The sequence below is a fragment of the Burkholderia sp. JPY481 genome (genome assembly GCF_038900515.1).
GTDB classification, from domain to species: domain Bacteria; phylum Pseudomonadota; class Gammaproteobacteria; order Burkholderiales; family Burkholderiaceae; genus Paraburkholderia; species Paraburkholderia youngii.
In genome coordinates this window covers 152,694-172,624 of the sequence record NZ_JAYMRT010000005.1, presented here as the reverse complement: position 1 = coordinate 172,624, position 19,931 = coordinate 152,694, and the positions used below count along the sequence as shown (strand labels likewise).

Below are 19,931 nucleotides of genomic sequence, written 5' to 3'. Positions count from 1 at the left end.
GCCCATGCAGCTCGTGACCCAGCGCCTCGGTTATCGCGCGATACGTGTTGCGCTGGGAACGGCGATCGCTGTTGCGGTCAGCTTTGGACTCGATTTCCCGATCCCGGTCGTCGCGCCGGTATTCACGGTCTTTTTGCTGGCCACGCAGAATCGGCCGCTGTCGTTGAAGGCTGGCGTGATTCTGTCGCTGGTCGTCGCATCGACCACCGGCAGCGGCTTGCTGCTGGTTCCGTTGCTGCGTCACTACGCGCTGGCCGGCGTGACGATCGTCGGCCTGATGTTGTTCTTCGCGTTTCGTTATGGCTTGCGCGGCGGCAACAATCTCGTCGCCACTTTTCTGGTCGCGGGACTGACGATGATTTCCGCCGCGGGCACGGCCGACTTCGAGCTGGCATTGACGGTCGTCGGCGCGCTGGCGAAGGGGCTGCTGCTGGCCGTGCTGGTGTCGACGCTCACGCACAGCTTGTTTCCCGAGCGCATGGATGCACGAGAACAGCCCGCCGCGGCAGCGATGGCGCAGGACAAGGCGGCCTATATCGCGCTGCGTGCCGCGCTCGTCGTGATGCCGGCCTATCTGCTCGCGATGACCGATCCGGCGAATTACATGCCGATCATCATGAAGTCCGTCAGCCTCGGCAGACAAACCTGCACGACCTCGGCTCGCGGCGCCGCACGCGATCTGATCGGCTCTACGTTGCTCGGCGGTCTGCTTGCCATCGCCTTCTGGTTTGCGCTGAGGCTGTTCGTGCATCTGTGGATGTTTTTTCTGTGGATGCTGCTGTTCGGTCTGCTGGTGGGGCGCAAACTCTACGGCCTGCAACCGACGCGTTGCTCGCCGGGATTCTGGCTGAACAGTCTCGTGACGATGATCATTCTGCTCGGGCAATCGGTGCAGGACAGCGTGGCGGGCAAGGATGTCTACACCGCGTTTGCCGTGCGAATGGGGCTCTTTCTGGCCGTCACGGTCTACGCATGTTTGATGCTTCTGCTTTTCGAGCAACACCGCCGTGTGGAGTGAGGCGGTGCGTCATGCCGCAAAGCCGGCCCGGTGATCGCAACAGGAGCGTGCAATGGGAAATGCGACAGGCGAAGGCGCGGGCCGACCCCGGGCCGGCGAGATCCTGAAGGAAATGGCGATCACCGTGTGGTATCTGCGAGCGATTCTGATCGGCCTGCTTCTGCTATTCGTGCTGCTGACGGTCGGCATGTACTACTGGGGCGCGCCTGTCGAGACCGCGAACCGCACACCGTCGCCACTGGGCGAAACCGTGTACTTCTGTGCGATCACGGCGCTTACTATCGGGTACGGCGACGTGGTGCCCACTTCGTCGTTTGGCCGGATCGACGCCGCATGCCTCGGGCTGATCGGCGTGGTCTTCACCGGCTTGATCGTGGCCGCCGCTGTGCGCGGGGTGCAGGAGGCCGCGCATCGGGCGCAAAGGATCGGATAGCGAGGTAAGGTATCGCGGGCGGGCAGAGTCCGGCCGTGCATGTCGGCGTCGCCGTCGCCGGGAAGACGGGCTGGCGCGCGGAATGCTTCCCTCGAAGTCTTGACGCAATGGAGACGACACACAATGGCACGCTTGCTTTGCGATATCTGCGGTGTCCGGCCGGCGACGGTGCGGCTTGCGGTACTTCAGAACAACCAGCGTCAGGTGCTCGACGTCTGTGATTTTCACTACGCGCAACTGACCCGCCATCAACGCTCTATCTCGCCGCTGGAAGCGCTGTTTCGCGCGCAGGCATCGGCCCAGGAGCCGTCCGCTGCCGATCCGTATGCCGCGCAGCAGCCCGTCGAAGGCGGCGAGGCGTTCAGCATCGAGCGGCATTTCAGCGATGTCGCGATGGAGATGCTGCAGCGCGCCGCTGAAACCGCGGCGCAGTTCGGCCGTCGCGAGGTCGATACCGAACACCTGCAATACGTGCTCGCCGACCATGCGGCCGTCGAAGCAATCCTCGCTTCGCTCGGCGTGAAGGGGAGCGATTTGCGCGCGTATATCGATGCGAACGCGGAGAAGCGCGAGCCCGCCGCACCGAGCCCGCGCGAGCCGATGGGCGTCTCGCCGCGACTGAAGAGCGCGCTCGATCGCGCGTTCCTGGCGTCCCGCCAACTGGGTCACAGCTCGGTCGGCGCCGAACATCTGCTGATCGGTCTGGCCGAAGTGCCGGAGAGCTTTGCGGGGCAACTGCTGGGCCGGCTCGGGGTTCAGGCGCCGGCGCTGCGTCAGCAGACGCTGCGCGCGGCCGGCGTGCAGAAGCCAGCGGCGCCGCGCCAACCGTCGCGCACGCCGCAGCTCGACAAGCACAGCCGGGACCTGACGGTACTGGCGCGCGAAGGCCGGCTCGACCCCGTGATCGGAAGGTCCAGCGAAATCGAAACGATGGTCGAAGTGCTCGCGCGCCGGCGCAAGAACAACCCGGTGCTGATCGGCGAGCCCGGCGTCGGCAAAACGGCGGTCGTCGAAGGGCTGGCACAGCGGATGGTCAACGGTGACGTGCCGGAGTCGCTGCGCAACAAGCGGCTCGTCGAGCTCAACGTGAATTCGATCGTCGCGGGCGCGAAGTACCGGGGCGAATTCGAAGAGCGCGTGAAGCAGGTGATCGACGAAGTGCTGGAAAACCAAGAATCGCTGGTGCTGTTCGTCGATGAAGTGCATACGATCGTCGGCGCGGGGCAGGGCGGCGGCGAAGGCGGTCTCGACATCGCCAACGTGTTCAAGCCGCCGATGGCGCGCGGCGAACTCAATCTGATCGGCGCAACGACGCTCGCCGAATATCAGAAGTACATCGAAAAGGATGCGGCGCTCGAGCGGCGCTTTCAGCCGGTGCTGATCGCCGAGCCGTCCGTCGTGCAGACCATCAACATTCTGCGCGGACTGCGCGACCGGCTGGAGGCGCATCACAAGGTGACGATCCAGGACGATGCGATCGTCGGCGCGGCGGAGTTGTCGGATCGCTATATCTCCGGGCGCTTTCTGCCCGACAAGGCAATCGACCTGATCGATCAGGCCGCGGCGCGTGTCAATCTGTCGTCGACGTCGCGTCCCGCCGCTGTGCTCGAACTCGAAGCGGAAATCGGTCAATTGCGCCGCGAGCAGGACTATGCGGCATCGCGCAAGCAATTCGATCGCGCGCATGCGCTCGGCAGCGAGATCACCGCGAAGGAAGAGCAGCTGCGCGAGTCGACCGACGCGTGGAAGAAGAGCATCGGCACCCACACATCGCATGTGAGTATCGGGCAGGTCGCCGAAATCGTCGCGCGGCTCACCGGCATTCCCGTCGCGCAGTTGACGGCCGAGGAAAAGGAGCGGCTTCTGAATATGGAGCAGCGCTTGCATCAGCGCGTGATCGGCCAGGATGAAGCCGTCGTGGCCGTCAGCGATGCAGTGCGGCGCGCGCGTGCCGGCTTGCAGGCGCGGCACCGGCCCACGGCCGTGTTTCTGTTTCTGGGGCCGACCGGTGTCGGCAAGACCGAGCTGGCGAAAGCGCTCGCCGAAGTCGTGTTCGGCGACGAGGATGCGATGCTGCGCTTCGACATGAGCGAATACATGGAGCGTCATACCGTCGCGCGTCTGATCGGTTCCCCGCCCGGCTACGTCGGCTACGAAGAGGGCGGGCAGCTGACCGAACGCGTGCGGCGCAGACCGTACAGCGTGATCCTGCTCGACGAAATCGAAAAGGCGCATCCGGACGTGTACAACGTACTGCTGCAGGTTTTCGACGATGGACGCCTGACGGACGGCAAAGGTCGCGTCGTCGATTTCAGCAATACGCTGATCATCGCGACGAGCAATCTCGCGTCCGACGTGATCACCGGACAGAACCGCACGGGGCCCGGATTTTTCAGCCAGGCGGGTTCCGTCAGCGTGGAAAGCGGCGTGATGAACGTGCTGCGGCAGCATTTCAGGCCGGAGTTCCTGAACCGGATCGACGACATCATCGTGTTCAAGTCGCTGGGCCGCGACGAGACGCGTCAGATCGTGCGGATTCTGCTGGAGCAGGTGCGGCGCATTGCCAGCAGTCAGGACATCGAGCTGAGCTTCGACGACTCGCTCATCGACCATCTCGCGACCGAGGGCTACCGGCCCGAGTTCGGCGCGCGCGAACTGCGCCGGCAGATCCAGCAGCGCGTCGAGAATCCGTTGGCGAAGGCGCTGATCAATGGCGAAATCGGTGAAGGGATGCGGGTGGTTTGCCGCTACGATTCGCAGGAGCAGCGGGTGGCGTTCGAGCCGGTCTCCGAAGCAGGGGGATCATCGTCGTAGAAGGCGATCGAAACGCTTACAGAGCCTCCTCGCTGGGGGCTCTCGGCTATTGACTACCGGCGCGAAAAGGGGGAGCTTGTCTGTTTGGTTCAGGTTCGCTGTTGTCTCGATCAGTTCGACTATCCGAGGTGACCATGTGGATCTTGCGTTTAGGGCCGGCCATCCTTAACCGGTCCAATACCTCCGTCGGCAAGGTCACGACCTGAGTGGAGGTGGACACATGAAACCAGCGGCTTCCACGCGCTCTCATCTGCATCACTCGCCGTTTCTGCAAGGGCTTTTGCCCTTCAATTCCTCTCAACTGCCGCGCGACATCATCGCCGGGCTCACGCTGGCGGCACTCGGCATACCCGAGGTGATGGGATACACGAAGATATCCGGCACGCCCACCGTCACGGGTCTTTATACGATCCTGTTGCCGCTGGTGGCGTTCGCGGTTCTGGGTGCTTCGCGTCAACTGGTAGTCGCGGCGGACTCCGCGACGGCCGCGATCCTCGCCGGTACGCTGACGAGCGTCGCTGCATTGGGCAGCAAGGAATACATCGGCCTGACGAGCACGGTGGCCCTGACGGTCGCCGTGATGCTGGTGATCGCGCGTATCTTCCGGCTCGGCTTTCTGGCCGACTTTCTTTCACGTAGCGCGTTGATCGGCTTTCTGACGGGGGTAGGCGTGCAGGTCGCGGCGGGGGAACTCGCCGGGCTGCTCGGGCTCGCGAAGCACGGGCATGGCCCCGTCATGCAACTGGTGAGCGTGGTGCAACGTGTGGCCGAGGCGAACTATCCGACCACGCTCCTTTCGCTTGTCGTGCTCGCGGTGATCATCGGCTGCAAGCGTCTCGCGCCGCATGCGCCCGGCGCGCTGATCGCCGTGATCGGCTCCATCGTGGCGAGCGGGGTCTTCAATTTCGCCGGGCATGGCATCGCGGTGACGGGCGAAGTGCCCGGCGGACTGCCGTCGCTGTTCGTGCCGCCGTTGCACATGAGCGAGATCAACCAGGTGCTGGCGACGGCCGCCTCGTGCTTCATCGTCATCATCGCGCAGAGCGCGGCGACCGCGCGTGCCTACGCGACCCGCAACAACGAGAAGGGCGACGATAACGCCGACATCATCGGACTCGCGGCGGCGAACGCGGCCGCCGCGTTCACCGGCACCTTCGTCGTGAACGGTAGTCCGACCAAGACCGAGATCATCGACGACGCGGGAGGACGCACCCAGCTCGCCCATCTGACTACAGCCGTGATCGTGCTGCTGGTGCTGCTGTTCCTCACGAGGCCGCTCAGCCTGATGCCGGCCGCCGTGCTGTCGGCAATCGTCTTCATGATCGGTGTGAAGCTGATCGACGTGAAGGGGATGGCCGAACTGTTTCGCATGCAGAAGGACGAATTCGTCGTTGCGTTGCTCGCGGCGGGCGTGGTCGTGTTCGTCGACGTGATGCACGGCATTCTCGCTGCCGTCGTGTTGTCGCTGATCGCGCATGCGCGGCATAGCTATCGGCTGCGCACGCGTGTGTTGACGCGCGGCCCCACCGGCCACTGGATTCCCCATCACGTCGAGCCGAACCTGCTCGCGGCACCCGGCATCGTCATCTACCGGTTCGAAGCGGATCTGTTCTATGCGAACACGGGGCGCTTCACCGAGGAAGTGCTGAAACTCGTCAACGAGGCGAGCGTTCCGTTGCGCTGGGTCGTGATCGACGCAACCGAGATCAGCAATATCGACTACACGGCAGGCAAGACCTTGCTCCAGCTAGGTGCGGAACTCGACCAGCGCGGCCTGGGTATCGCCGTGGTCGCGGTGCCGGCTGGCGTGCGGCACGAACTCGAGCGGTACAAGGCGCTGCGGGTGAGCGGCGCGCATCGCGAGATCTTCGAGACGGTCGATGCGGCGATCGACGCACTGCGCGATCTGTCGCCGCCCGCGTGGGCGGCTGCACCGGACACCGACAAGCCGCGATGAAGCAAAGCGAGCGAAGGCAAGTGAAGGAAGTGAGATGACAAGGCCGCTTGATCCCCGATCCGAAAAAGGAGTGACGCGTGTCTGATTCCGCTGCTGAGAAGTCCATCCAACCCGCCATGGATCACGCCGATCCGAAGACGCTGGCGGCACAGGAAGATCCGTCCATGCTGTTCGCCGGGCGTGGCTCGCTGGCCGCGCGCATGGAGCAGGGCAAGGCGGCGCGCAAGAAGGCGCCGCGCGCGCAGCTGGGAATCTGCAGGATCGCCGATCGCGATCCGATTGCTCTGCTCGATGCGTCCAATGTGGGCCGGGTGCCGGAGCTGATACCGATCCGCTACGGTCGGATGGTCGCGAGTCCGTTCGCGTTCTATCGGGGTGCCGCGCCGCTGATGGCGCACGACCTGTCGAAGCTCCCGCATTCCAACGTGACCGTGCAATTGGGCGGCGACGCGCATCTCGCAAATTTCGGGCTTTTCGCGAGTCCGGAACGGCGCATTCTTTTCGGCCCCAACGACTTCGACGAAACCCTGCCGGGTCCGTTCGACTGGGACGTGCGCAGGCTCGCCGCTTCGTTCGTGATTGCCGCGCGCGAACGCGGCTTTGCGATGCGCGACCAGCGCGCGGTGGTACGCCGGCTCTGCGAGACCTTCCGGCAACGGCTCGCCGGATTGAGCAGCATGGACACGCTCGACGTCTGGTATTGCCAGTTCAAGGCAGCGAGCATGCTGGCGATTGCCGATTCGGTGGAGGAAAGGCGGAAAGAACTGGCGGTCATCGAAAAGGCGAGGCAGCAGTCATCACGTTCGGTGCTGACTCACGCGACCGAGCTTGTCGACGGCAAGCTGCGCATCAAGGACTCGCCCCCGCTCGTGTACCACGTGCCGCTCGAGAGCAAGCACGACCAGAAACAGTACCAAACGCTGGTACGGCGCTTCTTCGCCGACTATCGGCTGACGCTTCCCGATGACAGGCGCGCACTATTCGATCGCTATGAACTGGTGGATATCGCCATTCGCGTGGTGGGTATCGGCTCGGTGGGAACGCGTTGCTACGAGACGCTCTTCATGGCCGACGGAGAGTGTCCGCTGTTCCTGCAACTGAAGGAGGCACGGGCTTCCGTGCTGGAGGAGTATCTGGGGCCGAGCCGCTATGCCAATCACGGCCAGCGCGTGGTGAACGGGCAGCGTCTGCTGCAGTCGGCCAGCGACATTTTCCTCGGCTGGTCGAAGATGCATCACACCGGCAACGACTTCTATGTGCGGCAATTGCGCGACATGAAGGGCGCGTTCGATTTCACCACGTTCGACGTCGAAGATCTGGGCGAATACGCGGTGTCCTGCGCTCACGCGCTGGCGCATTCGATGGCGAAAGCAGGCGACCCCGCATTGCTCAGCGGATATGTCGGCAAGTCGGACGCATTCGACGAAGCCGTCGTGCAATTCGCGCTCGCTTATGCCGAACAGAATGAGGCGGACTGGACGGTTCTGAAAGCGGCAGTCAAGGCGGGACGTATTCAGGTCGTTCGTGAGTGAGGTTCAGGTCCCAGCGTGATTTTTTCTCAACCACATCGCCTAATTGCCTTCCGGCATTTTCGACGAATGATGGGTGGTAATCAGCCACTTGTGCCCATTCCACGCGTAGGTGAACGTATAGCGCGCCTTGACGACCGAACCGTCCGCGAACTTGAACGTATAGAGCCCCGAGTCGATCGCCGTATTGCATTCGATCATGATGTCGCGGAAGTCGATCGTGCCGACCGGTTTGTTTTCGAGGAAGTGTTTGAAATAGTCGAGCTTTTCGTCGGCGGTCAAACGCGGCTTGTTCGAGACGGTCGGCAACAGGATCGAGTTCGGCGCGTAGTTCGCGACGACCTTCTGCGGGTCGCCGGTCTTCAGCGAGTCGTTCCAGCGATCGAACAGTGCGGAAATCTGCTTCTCCGACGCGGGATGGCACGCTTCGGACCTCGCGAATGCGCTGCCGTGCACCACGACCGCGACCGTCGCGAGGATGACGGACGGCCCATATACGCTGATTTTCATGATGCCCTTCGCGATGGGTGGCCGGTGGGTTGTTCCGCCAGTAGATCGAAATCGCGCGCCGCATATCCGCCACAGCATCGACATTAGAGGACAACCGACCGGGTAATTTGGATAACTTCAGCTCGCTTCTTCCAGGACCACGACACTGCGCGCTTCCACGCGACATTGCTCGCTTTCGATGGCGCCCTGCTGCGCAGCTTCCACGATGTCATCGGGACTATCGCGCGCGGTATCGACGATACGCCGCCAGTGCCGCGCGTCTGGCGCGGGCAACTCGACCGTGCGCGCGCGATCGCTCATGTTGAACACCATGTTCAGTGCCGGCTCGCCCGGTTTTTCGCCGCCCAGCGTGACGGCGAGAAGCCGCGCGCCGGCATCGTGCCAGCCGGGCTCGTTCAGGCGCTCGCCATGCCATGCGACATCCGGCCGGGTTTGCCCGGGCGATGGCCGGCCGGTCAGGAAATTTTGCCGGCGCAAATTTGCGTGGCGCATGTGCAGCGCAATCAATTCACGCACGAAGCGCGACATGGCCGAGCCGGCTTCAGTGGATGTCCAGTCGAACCAGCTGAGCGCGTTGTCCTGACAATAGGCGTTGTTGTTGCCGCGCTGGCTGCGCAGCACCTCGTCGCCGGCGAGCATCATCGGCACGCCCTGGCTCAGGAACAGGATGGCCATCAGGTTGCGCGCCTGGCGCAGCCGCAGTGCGAGAATCGTCGGGTCGGAGGTCTCGCCCTCGGCCCCGCAGTTCCACGACAGGTTATTGGAGTTGCCGTCGCGATTCGCGTCGCCATTGACCTCGTTGAGTTTCGTCTCGTAGCTCACCAGATCGATCAGCGTGAAACCGTCGTGGCAGGTGACGAAGTTGATGCTGTTGTCGGGCAGCCTGCCGTCGTCCGCATACAGGTCCGAGCTGCCCGCGATGCAGGTGGCGACTTCCCCGATGAGGCCCGGGTCACCGCGCACGAAACGGCGAATCACGTCCCGATAGCGGCCGTTCCACTCGGCCCACGCCATGCCGGGAAAGGCGCCGACCTGGTACATGCCGGCGGCGTCCCACGCTTCCGCGATCAACGGCACGCGCGCGAGCACACGCGAAGACTCCATCGCCCAGGGCAGCGGTGGATCGGCCATCAGCTCGCCGTGCTGGTCGCGCGCGAACACACTCGCCAGATCGAACCGGAAACCGTCGACGCCCAGCTCCTCCACCCAGTATTCGAGGCAGTGAACGATGAACGCCGTCACCAGCGGGTGGTTGCAATTGACCGTGTTCCCGCAGCCGGTGTAATCCCGATAGCGACGCCGGTCGGCCTCGTCGAGGTGGTAGAAGATATCGTTGACGAGGCCCTTGAAGTTGATGACGGGTCCCGTCTCGCCCGCTTCCGCCGTATGGTTGAACACGACGTCGAGCAGCACCCCGATGCCCGCGGCGTGCATCGCGTCGGTGAGCGCGCGAAATTCCTGCGGCGCGCGCGCGGGGTCCAGGCAGTAGCGAGGATGCGGGCTGTAGAAGCTATGCGTGCTGTAGCCCCAGTAGTTGATCAGGCCGAGGGCTGCTGCCCCGGGCGGAACGTCCTGCTCGTCGAAGGCCATCACCGGCAGCAGCTCGACGTGGGTCACGCCGAGTTGCGCGAGATACGGAATCTTCTCGATCAGGCCGGCGAAGGTGCCGGGATGCTGGACGCCGCTCGACGGATGACGCGTGAAGCCGCCCACGTGCAGCTCGTAGATGATCGCGTTGTCGAGGCCGCGCGAGATACGGTTGGGGGGCGCGCGCAGCGGTTCCGTCACGATCGCGCGGTGCGTGGCGTGCGCGTTGGGGTTCGGGTCGCCGGCCGGACGCCGTGTCCACAGAACGTCGCTGACCGCGCGGGCATACGGATCGAGGAGTTCGCGCTCGGGATCGAACGCGGAGCCGCCAGACTGCGTATCGCGCGGACCGTCCACTCGCCACGTGTAGTGCGTGCCGAACGGCAGCCCTTCCACCATCACATGCCAGAAGAAGAAGGTTCGATTCTCATCGGTACAGAGAGGGACGATCTGAAACGGCTCCGGGCTGTCGGCGGCCTCGTACAGCAATAGCTCGACGCGCGTCGCGTAGCGGCAGAAGATGCAGAAATTGATGCCCCCGGGCACCACGCTGACACCCGTCGGAAACCGCGAGCCGGGGCGAACCGCATGAGCACGCAGCAATGCCGTTTCAGGGTCATTGGTCAAGGGTGATCCTTATCGGGCAGATCCTCCAGATCTTCTTGCAGTATTCGCCGATGGCCCGGTCGGAGGAGAACTTGCCCGAGCGCGCGGTGTTCAGGATCGACATGCGGGTCCAGCGCCCCGTGTCCTGCCAGGCGGCGCTGACGTCGTCCTGACGCGCCACGTAGGCGGCGTAGTCGGCGAGCACCAGAAACGGGTCCGAGTGCAGCAGATTGTCGACGAGCGGGCGGAACATCTCACGGTCGCCGCGCGAGAAATGACCGTCGGCGATCAGTTGCAGCACTTCGCCCAGTTCCGCGTTGTCCTTCACGTAGTCCGCGGGGTGATAACCCGCGCGCTTCACGCCTGCCACTTCGTCGGCGGTCAGGCCGAACAGGAAGAAGTTTTCGTCGCCGACTTCTTCGCGGATTTCGACGTTGGCGCCGTCGAGCGTGCCGATCGTGAGCGCGCCGTTCATCATGAACTTCATGTTGCCGGTACCAGACGCCTCCTTGCCGGCCGTCGAAATCTGCTCGGACAGATCGGCGGCGGGGTAGATGAAGTGGGCATTCTTCACGTTGAAGTCCGGATAGAACACGACCTTCAGCCGGCCGTTCACGACCGGGTCGTTATTCACGACTTCGGCGATGCCGTTGATCAAACGGATGATCAGCTTGGCCATCACATAGCCGGGCGCGGCCTTGCCGCCGAAGACGAAGCAGCGCGGCGTCAGCGCGAGTTGCGGATCGCGCAGCAGGCGCCGGTACAGTGTGACGATCAGCAACGCGTTCAGATGTTGCCGCTTGTATTCGTGGATGCGCTTGACCTGCACGTCGAACAGCGCGGCAGTGTCGACGCCGATGCCGGTGACACGGCGGATATGCTCGGCGAGCACCTCCTTGTTCGACTGCTTCACGCTGCGCCAACGCTGCTGGAACGCGGCGTCGTCGGCATAGGCTTCGAGCTTGCACAAACGCGAAAGATCCGTGACCCAGCCAGCGCCGATGGTCTCGTCGAGCAGCCGCGCGAGCCCCGGATTGCAAAGCAGCAGGAAGCGGCGCGGCGTGACGCCGTTGGTGACGTTGTGAAAGCGCTCGGGCCACAATTCGGCGAAATCCCGCAGCACGGTCTGCTTGAGCAGCCCGGAATGCAGTTCGGCCACGCCGTTGATCGCGTGGGCGCCGACCGTCGCGAGATGCGCCATGCGCACGAGCTTGTCTCCGCGCTCGTCGATCAGCGACATGCGTGCGATGCGCGCTTCATCGTCCGGAAAGCGTTGCCGGACTTCGTCGAGGAAACGCCGGTTGATCTCGTAGATGATTTCGAGCAGGCGCGGCAGCAGGTTGCGCATCAGCGGCAGCCCCCAGGTTTCGAGCGCTTCGGGCAGCAGCGTGTGATTGGTGTACGCGAGCGCGCGCCGCGTGATGTCCCAGGCCTCGTCCCACGGCAGCTCCTTGTCGTCCACCAGCAGACGCATCAGCTCGGCGACCGCGATCGACGGATGCGTATCGTTCAGCTGCACGTTGAACAGATCCGCGAAGTGTCCGAGCGGTTCGCCCTTGATTTCGAGCAGCCGCAGCATGTCCTGCAGCGAGCACGACACGAAGAAATATTGCTGCGCGAGACGCAGGCGCTTGCCGATCTCGGGCTCGTCGTTCGGATACAGCACCTTCGATAGCGTCTCGGAGATCACCTTTTCGTTGACGGCCTCGTAATAGTCGCCGGCGTTGAAGTCCTGCAGGTCGAACGACTCGACCGCCTCGCTTTTCCACAGCCGCAAGGTGTTGCAGGTGTTCACGCGATAGCCGGGCATCGGGATGTCGCACGCTACGCCTTTGACCTGCCGCGTGGGGGTCCAGCGCACACGCAGATGCCCGCGTGCATCGGTCTCGTTGTGCGTGCTGCCGCCGAACCCGACGTAGTACGCCACCTCGGCGCGCACGATCTCCCACGGATTGCCTCTTTGCAGCCACTTGTCGGTGGTTTCGACCTGCCAGCCGTCGCGAATCTGCTGATCGAAGATGCCGAACTCGTAGCGGATGCCATAGCCGATGGCCGGGATTTCCAGCGTCGCGAGCGAATCCAGATAGCAGGCCGCGAGCCGGCCCAGCCCGCCATTGCCGAGCCCCGGCTCCTCCTCGATCTCGAGCAGCGTATCCAGGTCGACGCCGAGCGAGGCCAGCGCTTCACGCGCGTTGGCCTCGATGTCGAGGTTGGCGAGGTTGTTGCCGAGTTGCGGGCCGATCAGGAATTCGGCGGAAAGGTAGCAGGCTACGCGCGCATCGTTGACGGCGTAGGTCTGGACGGAGGCGGCCCAGCGCGCCAGCATGCGGTCGCGCACACTGTAGGCGAGCGCCATATACCAGTCGTGCGGCGAAGCGATGGCCGGATAGCGGCCGAGCAGACACAGCAGATTGTCGAGCACGCCGCGCTGCAGCGCGGCGGCGCTCAGGCCGGTGCGCGCCGCATCCGTGCTTTGCGGCGTGGTCGTGGTGGGAGCGTCGTCCATGGAGCTTTCCCCGGTGCATGCTGCGCGTGAGGTTCAGAAGGGCCGGACCCAGTCGGCGACCCCGGCGCGGTCCGTGGCGTGGGATGCGCATGGTGCAGGCGTGTCGGGCGCGCTGCGCAGGCGCTTCGATGATTGACGAGGTCCGGACCGCACCTGTAAGCGAACTTCTACGTCCGGGCATTTTTTGCCAGCCGACGAAGATTCATAACGCAGAATATGTTACTGCGCGAAGATTGCAAGGATGATCCGGCACCGTATTGCGCGGCCTGGAAAACCGCATGTTGTATTCAGGCCGCGATCCGATGTTCGTAGAACGGCCGGTCCCGATCGTCGAGAATCGCGTACAGCGCTGCCAGATCGTGCGGATCGGGATTCAACCATGCGTCGATATGCTCGGGCTTGATCGGAATGATGCAGCGATCATGGCCGGCGGCGGCAATCTCGGGTGGCGGATCATCGGTGATGGCGGCGAAGGACGAGAGATCGGGCTCGCCTTTGCCGCTCCAGCGTGACCATAGGCATGCGACCAGCATGTCGTGGGGCGGATTGGGGCTGAACTCCAGCCGGACGTTTTCATCTTTGTCGCCGGGCGCCAGTTCACGGCCTTCCATCCGCGCGCGCGATACGTTCTCATAGAACGAACTGGCCAGCACGAGTCCATGTGAGTAGCCAAATAGTGTCTTCCAGAAACCTTCGAGACTGTCGCGGCGAGCGTTGTACGTGCCCGGATAGCGGGTGTCGTACGATGCGGGCTTGCCGGCGAGGCGGCACTGATAGCGCATCGGTTTGACGACGCGCTGGCCGTTTTCCATCACCAGTACCGGCGCGTAGTAGCCTGGAAAGATGCGCGAGTCGGCTGCTTTGGGATCGACCCGGCGCAGATCGTCGAGGCGTTCGAGCGTGCGGTCGATCTTGTCTTTGGCGATCCGTTGGCTCTCGGTCGCCGCTTTGGTGACTTTGGTCTGCAAGGAGCGCTCGGCATCGGCGAAGCGGGTGCGCTGTTTGAACAGTTCCTGTTCGAGCTTTGCGGTCTGCTGCGACCGGAAGCGTTCGATCAGCGCCCAGACTTCCCGTTCCGCGTCGGACTGCGGTTCCGAGAAGGCGTCTTCCATCGCTTTGGGAATCCTGGCCTGATTGTCCTCAGCGCGTTCGAAGAAAAGCCGCGCGAATTCCTCGATGCTCATCTGCGCGCCGAACATGCGGACGTAGCGCCGGTAGTCCGCCAGAATCTGAGCCGAATAGCACATGGATGCCCTCCGTTTGCTGTTCCGATGATACGCATTCGCACGCTTGCGTCAGCAGAAGTTTCTGCTCGTCGTTTGCAACTTGCCCAGCAGATGGGACATATCGACGAGCCGCTGCGCGACGAGGTGCCGGACTTCTCCCTGACACTGCCACGTGCCGTACACGGCGAGCAGCGTGGCGCCCAACGCTTCCTTGCGCTGTTTTTCGAGCAGGCCCGGCCAGATGATCACGTTGACGTTGCCCGTCTCGTCTTCGAGCGTGACGAATACGACGCCCTTGGCCGTGCCAGGTCGCTGACGCACCGTCACCAGTCCACAGGCGCGCGCGAGGCGGCCGTCGCGATAGGTCCGCAGCGTCGAGGCCGGCATCAGCCGGTTCGCGAGCAATTGCGGCCTGAGCAGCTCCAGCGGATGGCGGTTCAGCGTCAGGCCGAGCGAGCGGTAGTCGGCGACGATGTCGTGCGCTTCGCTCGGTGCGCCCAGTTCGGGCGTTTCGTCCTGAGTCGCGGCGGCCGCGAGCATATCCTTGTCCGGCACCGCGGCGACCGACTGCCACAGCGCTTCGCGGCGGTTTCCCGCGAGCGCTGCCAACGCATTCGCATCCGCGAGCGCATGCAGGTCTTTGCGGTCGAGCTGCGCGCGGCGCGCGAGATCGTTGACGCTCGCGAACGGACGAACCGCGCGCGCGTTCTCGATCCGTTCGGCGGCGCCGTCCTTCATGCCGCGCAGCAGCGAAAGACCGAGCCGCACGGCAGGGCGCGTCGCCCCCGCACGGTGTTCGAGCGACGAATCCCAGCCGCTCACCGTCACGTCGACCGGCAATACCGTGACGCCGTGCCGCTGCGCATCCTGCACCAGTTGCGACGGCGAATAGAAGCCCATCGGCTGGCTGTTCAGCATCGCGGCGAGAAAGGCTTCGGGTTCGTGACACTTGAGCCAGCTGCTCGCATAGACGAGCAGTGCGAAACTGGCCGCGTGACTTTCGGGGAAGCCATATTCACCGAAGCCCTTGATCTGCTCGAAGATCGCCTCGGCAAAGGCCTGGTCGTAGCCGCGCTCCTGCATGCCGAGCACGATGCGGTCATAGTATTTTTCGAGCCCGCCTTTGCGTTTCCACGCGGCCATCGCGCGCCGCAGCTGATCGGCTTCGCCGGCGGTGAAGCCGGCCGCGAGAATCGCCACCTGCATCACCTGCTCCTGGAAGATCGGCACGCCGAGCGTGCGGCCCAGCGCGGTCTTCAACGCGTCGCTCGGATAGGTGACGGGCTCGAAGCCCTGGCGGCGCTGCAGGTACGGATGCACGGCGCCGCCCTGAATCGGACCCGGCCGCACGATCGCGACTTCGATGACGAGGTCGTAGAACGTCTTCGGCCGCATGCGCGGCAGCATGCTCATCTGCGCGCGCGATTCGATCTGGAATACGCCGACCGTATCGGCGGCTGAAATCATCGCGTAGGTCGCCGGATCTTCAGACGGAATGTCCTGCATTTCGAAGCGTTCGCCGCGCTGTTCCGACACGAAGTCGAGCGTGCGCCGGATCGCCGACAGCATTCCCAGCGCGAGCACGTCGACCTTCAGCAAGCCCAATGATTCGAGGTCGTCCTTGTCCCACTCGATCACCGAGCGCTCGGCCATCGCCGCGTTTTCCACCGGCACGAGCCGCGTGAGCTTGCCGCGGCTGATCACAAAGCCGCCCGAATGCTGCGACAGATGGCGCGGAAAATTCAGCAGCTGCGAGGCGAGCTTTGCCCAGGCCTGAATCAGCGGCTTGTCCGGATCGAGGCCGGATTCCGCGAAGCGCGCGAGCAGATCCTGGCGGCCATCGAACCAGTGATGCGACTTCGCGACCGCATCGACGATCTGCGGATCGACGCCGAGCGCCTTGCCCGTTTCCCGCAGCGCGCCACGCGGACGATAGGTCGACACCGCCGCCGCGATCGCCGCCCGGTCGCGGCCGTACTTGCGATAGATGTACTGGATCACTTCTTCGCGCCGCTGGTGCTCGAAGTCGACGTCGATATCGGGCGGCTCGCCGCGCTCTTTGCTGATGAAGCGCTCGAACAGCATGTTGCCGCGCGCGGGGTCCACTTCGGTCACGCCGAGGCAGTAGCAGACCGCCGAGTTCGCGGCCGAGCCGCGCCCCTGACACAGAATGTGCTGACTGCGCGCGAAGCGGACGATGTCGTAGACGGTCAGGAAATACGGCTCGTACTGCAAGTCCGCGATCAGTTCGAGTTCGTGCTCGATCTGCTGCTGCACGGGATGCGGAATCCCCGCCGGAAAACGCCGCTGCGCGCCGATATAGGTCTCCTGGCGAAGATACGAGGCCGGCGTATGGCCGGCCGGCACCAGCTCGTCGGGATACTCGTAGCGCAGCTCGTCGAGCGAAAACGTGCAGCGGCTCGTGATGTCGACCGTCGCGGCGAGCGCGTCTTCCGGGTACAGGTTGGCGAGCCGCAACCGCGAGCGCAGATGCTGCTCGGCGTTCGGCGCGAGATCGTAGCCGCACTCATGGACCGGCTTGCCGACCCGGATCGCGGTCATCGTGTCTTGCAGCGGCTTGCGCGAGCGCACGTGCATCACGACTTCGCCGAGTGCGACGACGGGCACGTCGCGGCTCTTCGCGACGAATTCGACCGCGCCGCGATGCATGTCGTCCATCGCGCGTTGATGCAGCACGAGGCCGACCCATGCGCGGCCGGTGAAGGTTTCGTCGAGCCATTCGACCTGTGCGTCGAGCGCGTCTTCGCTGGCCGGGAAATCCGGCACCAGAATCGCGAGGCAGTCGGGCATGCCGAGCAGGTGGCGATATTCCTTCTCCGGCCGCGACAGATCCTGCGGCGTTAGCCGGTATTCGCCCTTGGGCGCGCGCATGCGCGCGAGCGTGATCAGCTCCGACAGATTGCCGTAGCCGTTGCGGTTGCGGGCGAGCAGGATCAGGCCGAAGGCCGGCGAACCATCGGCATTGACGAGCCGGAAATACGAACCGACGATGAACGGCAGCTTCGCTTCCTTCGCCGCGACATGCGCGCGCACGACTCCCGCGAGCGAGCATTCGTCGGTGATCGAGAGCGCGGAGTAGCCGAGTTGCGCGGCACGCTCGGCCAGTTCCTCGGCGTGCGACGCGCCGCGCAAAAACGTGAAGTTGGAAAAGCAGAACAGCTCGGCATATGCCGGCAGCATCGTGAAGGTGGTGTCCATGGCCGTTCATCCGCGCATATCAGCCGCGCCTGTCAGCCGAACAGGCCATGAAGGAACCAGCGTTGCTCTTCTTCCGCGTCGCGGCTGCTCACGCGCTCGCGGTAGATCCAGTAGCAGCTCTGGTCGTCCGCCTGCGCGACGAAGTAGTCGCGCGTGACGAGTTCGCCGTCGAACCAGCCGCTCTCGATGCGCTCGCCCGGCGACACCATGCGCAACGGCGAGCCATAGAACGGGCGGTGCTGGCGCATCAACAGACGAACGGGCGTGTCGAGCATCCACGTCGGGCGTGGCAGATTCTGCGGCAGCGGTCCGAGCTTGACCGGCTGCGACACCGGCAGCCAGCGGTTCGCGATCTCCGGGCGATGATCGGCGCTCGGCGCGGGCTTCAGCACGTTCTCTTCGCCGAGCCGCGCGACCAGCAGTTCGAGCAGGCGCTCGTGGTCTTCCTGCGAGCCGCCCGGTTCGGGAAAGAGCGTCGCGGACGCGGGCGCGGCCGATTCGACGTTCGATGCGTCGAGCCGCAACGCAATCACGGGCGCGGCGAGCTCGATGCGATGCAGCCGTTCCTTTAGCAGCCGCATCAGATGTTCTTCGCGCCAGGTCGGCTCGCCGAGCGCGATGTCGATCGTGGTCGGCTCGATCGCATTGCGTCCGCGCTCGTGTTCGAGCGACAGGCGAATGCCGCTGACCGCGAGCTGCTTCGCGCACAGCCATCCGCACAGCTGCACGACGAGCCGCTGCGCGCCGAACACCGCGCCATCCGCGTGTTCGAGCCGGTCCGGCATCTCGATGCGCGCCGAGAACGTGGGCGGCAGTTCGAGCCAGTCGAACAGTTCGGGCGCGGTGCCGAATGCGCGGTCGAGCGAGTCGAGCAAATGTTCGCCGCAGCGGCGCTGCAAGCCGGCGCGGGGCAGGCGGCGCAGATCGGCGATGCGCTCGCAGCCGAGGCCCGTGAACCAGTCGGCGAACGGACGGACTTCGGGCACGGCGAGCATCGGCAGCGCGCAGAGGCGCTGTTCGAGCGACGCGAGCTTCAGCACGCGGCGGTTGCCGAACTTCGCGAGCAGCCACGCGCCCTGGCCGGTCGGCGCGGCACTGATGCGCGCGGTGAAGCCGAGCGCATTGAGAATGGCCTTCGCGTCGCGGCACAGCGCGAGCAGGCCGCCGAAGAGCCGCAGACTCGCGCCGATCTCGACGACCACCGTCGCCTCATCGAGCAGCGCGACTTCGGGTGAGAAGCGCATCAGCGCGATCCCCACCTCGCGATGGGCCGCCGCTTCGCGGCCGCTGTCGCGCTCATACATCTCGGTTTCCGGCGACAGCGTCAGCACGCCGCCGCGCTTCATGCCCGCACGCACGCCCGCCGAGCGCGCGGCGGGATCGGCCATGACCACCTTGTCTTTCTCCAGCACCGCGCAGCCATGCGCGGGCTCAGGCGACCACTTCGGTCTGAAGACCTCGAGCGGCAACTTTGGCAGATGAACGGCGAGAAAGACGCGCATGTCGGGAAAGCAGAACGGGTGTGGGTTGAAGGGGAATCGACAGGGGCTCTGCGCGAGCGGGCCCTCGTCGTTTCACGATGTCGATGGTCAGACCTTCGGCCGATGGCCTGAGCGCGAGCCGCAGCAGCGCGGGCGACGCGTCCTGCGCGGTGGCGAGCGGCCGCACCATGATGAACAGCGTCTCCGACGACTGCGCGGCCAGATGCAGACGGCGCAGCGACGACGCCTGCGCGTACTGCGCCCAGAAGATCAGCGCGCCGCAACTGCCGGCGCGCAGGATCTGCTCGGCGGACCACAGCGCGTCGGCGGTTTTCGGTGCATTGATGCGCAGCACCTGCTGCAGCGACAGGCCGATGTAGTTCAGCCCGAGGCCGTCCGGCGTATGCGGCGGCTGCACGAAGGCGACCGGACGCTCGCCGACGGCGCTGAGCGCCGGCTGCAACAGCCGCAGTTCGCCGACGCCGGCCTGCTGCACCAGCAGATCGACCAGCGCGCCGAGCGGCCAGCCGCCGCCGGGCAATTCCGCCGACAGGGCCGGATAACCGGTATCGACGCTGCGGCCGCGGCCAGCGCCAAGCTGGGACGCCCGCCACAAGGACGGGTGAATGGCTTCCGGTGCTGGCAGGGCGGTTGTCATTTGCGAAAATACCTGTATGGATATACAGTATCCTACATCGTTTTTAAGATATGGCGAATAGGCACTTTTTCGGGAGCGGATGAATGGACATGCGAGTGCGCAAGCCGGCCGGGCATCCGATGCCCGAGATCGCGGCGTTCGTGGCCGAACTGAAGGCGGTGTTCGGCGAGCCGGGCATCGATGAAGCGATTCGCCGCGGCAAGGCGGGCGAGCCGAACTTTCATGCGCGGGAAAACGGCCGCTCGGTGGGAACGGCGCGGCCGGCCGAGGCTAACGTCTGGCGCGTGGATCGCGCGGTGCGCGACCGCCATTACTGCGAGGGTTGCGACGGCTCGTGCGTTGGCAGCGCGAAGTCGTGCCGTCCATAATTGCAGCTGCCCTCAACCT

13 protein-coding genes are annotated in these 19,931 nt (G+C 64.6%); 6 read left to right on the top strand and 7 right to left on the bottom strand.

The features are described 5' to 3' along the window. Window positions 1-4 precede the first annotated feature (4 nt). The 5 genes from VSR82_RS15200 to VSR82_RS15180 all read left to right on the top strand — a co-directional run bounded on the left by VSR82_RS15200 (window position 5) and on the right by VSR82_RS15180 (window position 7,754). Window positions 5-1,018, top strand: a complete 1,014-nt coding sequence (locus tag VSR82_RS15200; RefSeq protein WP_498857888.1) for a DUF2955 domain-containing protein — start codon at window positions 5-7, stop codon at window positions 1,016-1,018. A 52-nt stretch (window positions 1,019-1,070) separates the two neighbouring features. Further along, entirely contained in the window at window positions 1,071-1,451 is a 381-nt protein-coding gene (locus VSR82_RS15195) for a potassium channel family protein (RefSeq protein ID WP_429459882.1), read from the top strand. A gap of 123 nt (window positions 1,452-1,574) precedes the next feature. Next, window positions 1,575-4,265 (top strand): ATP-dependent Clp protease ATP-binding subunit, encoded by a 2,691-nt coding sequence (locus VSR82_RS15190; protein WP_429459880.1) that lies wholly within the window; start codon window positions 1,575-1,577, stop codon window positions 4,263-4,265. Between the two features lie 220 nt (window positions 4,266-4,485). Beyond that, window positions 4,486-6,222 carry a SulP family inorganic anion transporter gene (locus tag VSR82_RS15185; protein ID WP_429459878.1) on the top strand — a complete coding sequence of 579 codons (1,737 nt, stop codon included), beginning with the start codon at window positions 4,486-4,488 and terminating at the stop codon, window positions 6,220-6,222. Between the two features lie 77 nt (window positions 6,223-6,299). Then, a complete protein-coding gene (locus VSR82_RS15180) occupies window positions 6,300-7,754 on the top strand; it encodes a DUF2252 domain-containing protein (RefSeq protein ID WP_429459876.1) in 1,455 nt (484 codons plus the stop codon). A 39-nt stretch (window positions 7,755-7,793) separates the two neighbouring features. On the opposite strand, the gene VSR82_RS15175 is transcribed toward VSR82_RS15180, so the two are convergent. The 7 genes from VSR82_RS15175 to imuA all read right to left on the bottom strand — a co-directional run bounded on the left by VSR82_RS15175 (window position 7,794) and on the right by imuA (window position 19,544). Continuing rightward, window positions 7,794-8,261 (bottom strand): metal-independent carbonic anhydrase family protein, encoded by a 468-nt coding sequence (locus VSR82_RS15175; protein WP_429459874.1) that lies wholly within the window; start codon window positions 8,259-8,261, stop codon window positions 7,794-7,796. Between the two features lie 117 nt (window positions 8,262-8,378). Continuing rightward, on the bottom strand, window positions 8,379-10,475 hold the full coding sequence (glgX, locus tag VSR82_RS15170) for a glycogen debranching protein GlgX (protein WP_498857887.1): 2,097 nt from the start codon (window positions 10,473-10,475) through the stop codon (window positions 8,379-8,381). Continuing rightward, the gene (locus VSR82_RS15165) at window positions 10,465-12,960 is read right to left on the bottom strand and encodes a glycogen/starch/alpha-glucan phosphorylase (protein WP_429459870.1); all 2,496 of its coding nucleotides are present in this window, start codon (window positions 12,958-12,960) and stop codon (window positions 10,465-10,467) included. Before VSR82_RS15165 ends, glgX begins: the two co-directional genes overlap by 11 nt. 287 nt (window positions 12,961-13,247) lie before the next feature. Then, the gene (locus VSR82_RS15160) at window positions 13,248-14,207 is read right to left on the bottom strand and encodes an SOS response-associated peptidase family protein (protein ID WP_429459868.1); all 960 of its coding nucleotides are present in this window, start codon (window positions 14,205-14,207) and stop codon (window positions 13,248-13,250) included. A gap of 48 nt (window positions 14,208-14,255) precedes the next feature. After that, the gene (locus tag VSR82_RS15155; RefSeq protein ID WP_429459866.1) at window positions 14,256-17,405 is read right to left on the bottom strand and encodes an error-prone DNA polymerase; all 3,150 of its coding nucleotides are present in this window, start codon (window positions 17,403-17,405) and stop codon (window positions 14,256-14,258) included. 32 nt (window positions 17,406-17,437) lie between these two features. Further along, on the bottom strand, window positions 17,438-18,907 hold the full coding sequence (locus VSR82_RS15150; RefSeq protein ID WP_410848907.1) for a Y-family DNA polymerase: 1,470 nt from the start codon (window positions 18,905-18,907) through the stop codon (window positions 17,438-17,440). Continuing rightward, window positions 18,837-19,544, bottom strand: coding sequence for a translesion DNA synthesis-associated protein ImuA (gene imuA, locus VSR82_RS15145; protein WP_026228047.1), 708 nt, complete (start codon window positions 19,542-19,544; stop codon window positions 18,837-18,839). Before imuA ends, VSR82_RS15150 begins: the two co-directional genes overlap by 71 nt. An 83-nt stretch (window positions 19,545-19,627) precedes the next feature. Here imuA and VSR82_RS15140 point away from each other — a divergent pair, with 83 nt between their 5' ends. Next, the gene (locus VSR82_RS15140) at window positions 19,628-19,912 is read left to right on the top strand and encodes a hypothetical protein (protein ID WP_410848906.1); all 285 of its coding nucleotides are present in this window, start codon (window positions 19,628-19,630) and stop codon (window positions 19,910-19,912) included. Window positions 19,913-19,931: the final 19 nt, after the last annotated feature.

Bases quoted from the DNA above. Each gene is read 5' to 3' on its own strand.
- VSR82_RS15200 (WP_498857888.1), top strand. From the start codon at position 5: ATGCAGCTCGTGACCCAGCGCCTCGGTTATCGCGCGATACGTGTTGCG.
- VSR82_RS15195 (WP_429459882.1), top strand. From the start codon at position 1,071: ATGGGAAATGCGACAGGCGAAGGCGCGGGCCGACCCCGGGCCGGCGAG.
- VSR82_RS15190 (WP_429459880.1), top strand. From the start codon at position 1,575: ATGGCACGCTTGCTTTGCGATATCTGCGGTGTCCGGCCGGCGACGGTG.
- VSR82_RS15185 (WP_429459878.1), top strand. From the start codon at position 4,486: ATGAAACCAGCGGCTTCCACGCGCTCTCATCTGCATCACTCGCCGTTT.
- VSR82_RS15175 (WP_429459874.1), bottom strand. From the start codon at position 8,261: ATGAAAATCAGCGTATATGGGCCGTCCGTCATCCTCGCGACGGTCGCG.
- VSR82_RS15165 (WP_429459870.1), bottom strand. From the start codon at position 12,960: ATGGACGACGCTCCCACCACGACCACGCCGCAAAGCACGGATGCGGCG.
- VSR82_RS15160 (WP_429459868.1), bottom strand. From the start codon at position 14,207: ATGTGCTATTCGGCTCAGATTCTGGCGGACTACCGGCGCTACGTCCGC.
- VSR82_RS15155 (WP_429459866.1), bottom strand. From the start codon at position 17,405: ATGGACACCACCTTCACGATGCTGCCGGCATATGCCGAGCTGTTCTGC.
- VSR82_RS15150 (WP_410848907.1), bottom strand. From the start codon at position 18,907: ATGCGCGTCTTTCTCGCCGTTCATCTGCCAAAGTTGCCGCTCGAGGTC.
- imuA (WP_026228047.1), bottom strand. From the start codon at position 19,544: ATGACAACCGCCCTGCCAGCACCGGAAGCCATTCACCCGTCCTTGTGG.
- VSR82_RS15140 (WP_410848906.1), top strand. From the start codon at position 19,628: ATGGACATGCGAGTGCGCAAGCCGGCCGGGCATCCGATGCCCGAGATC.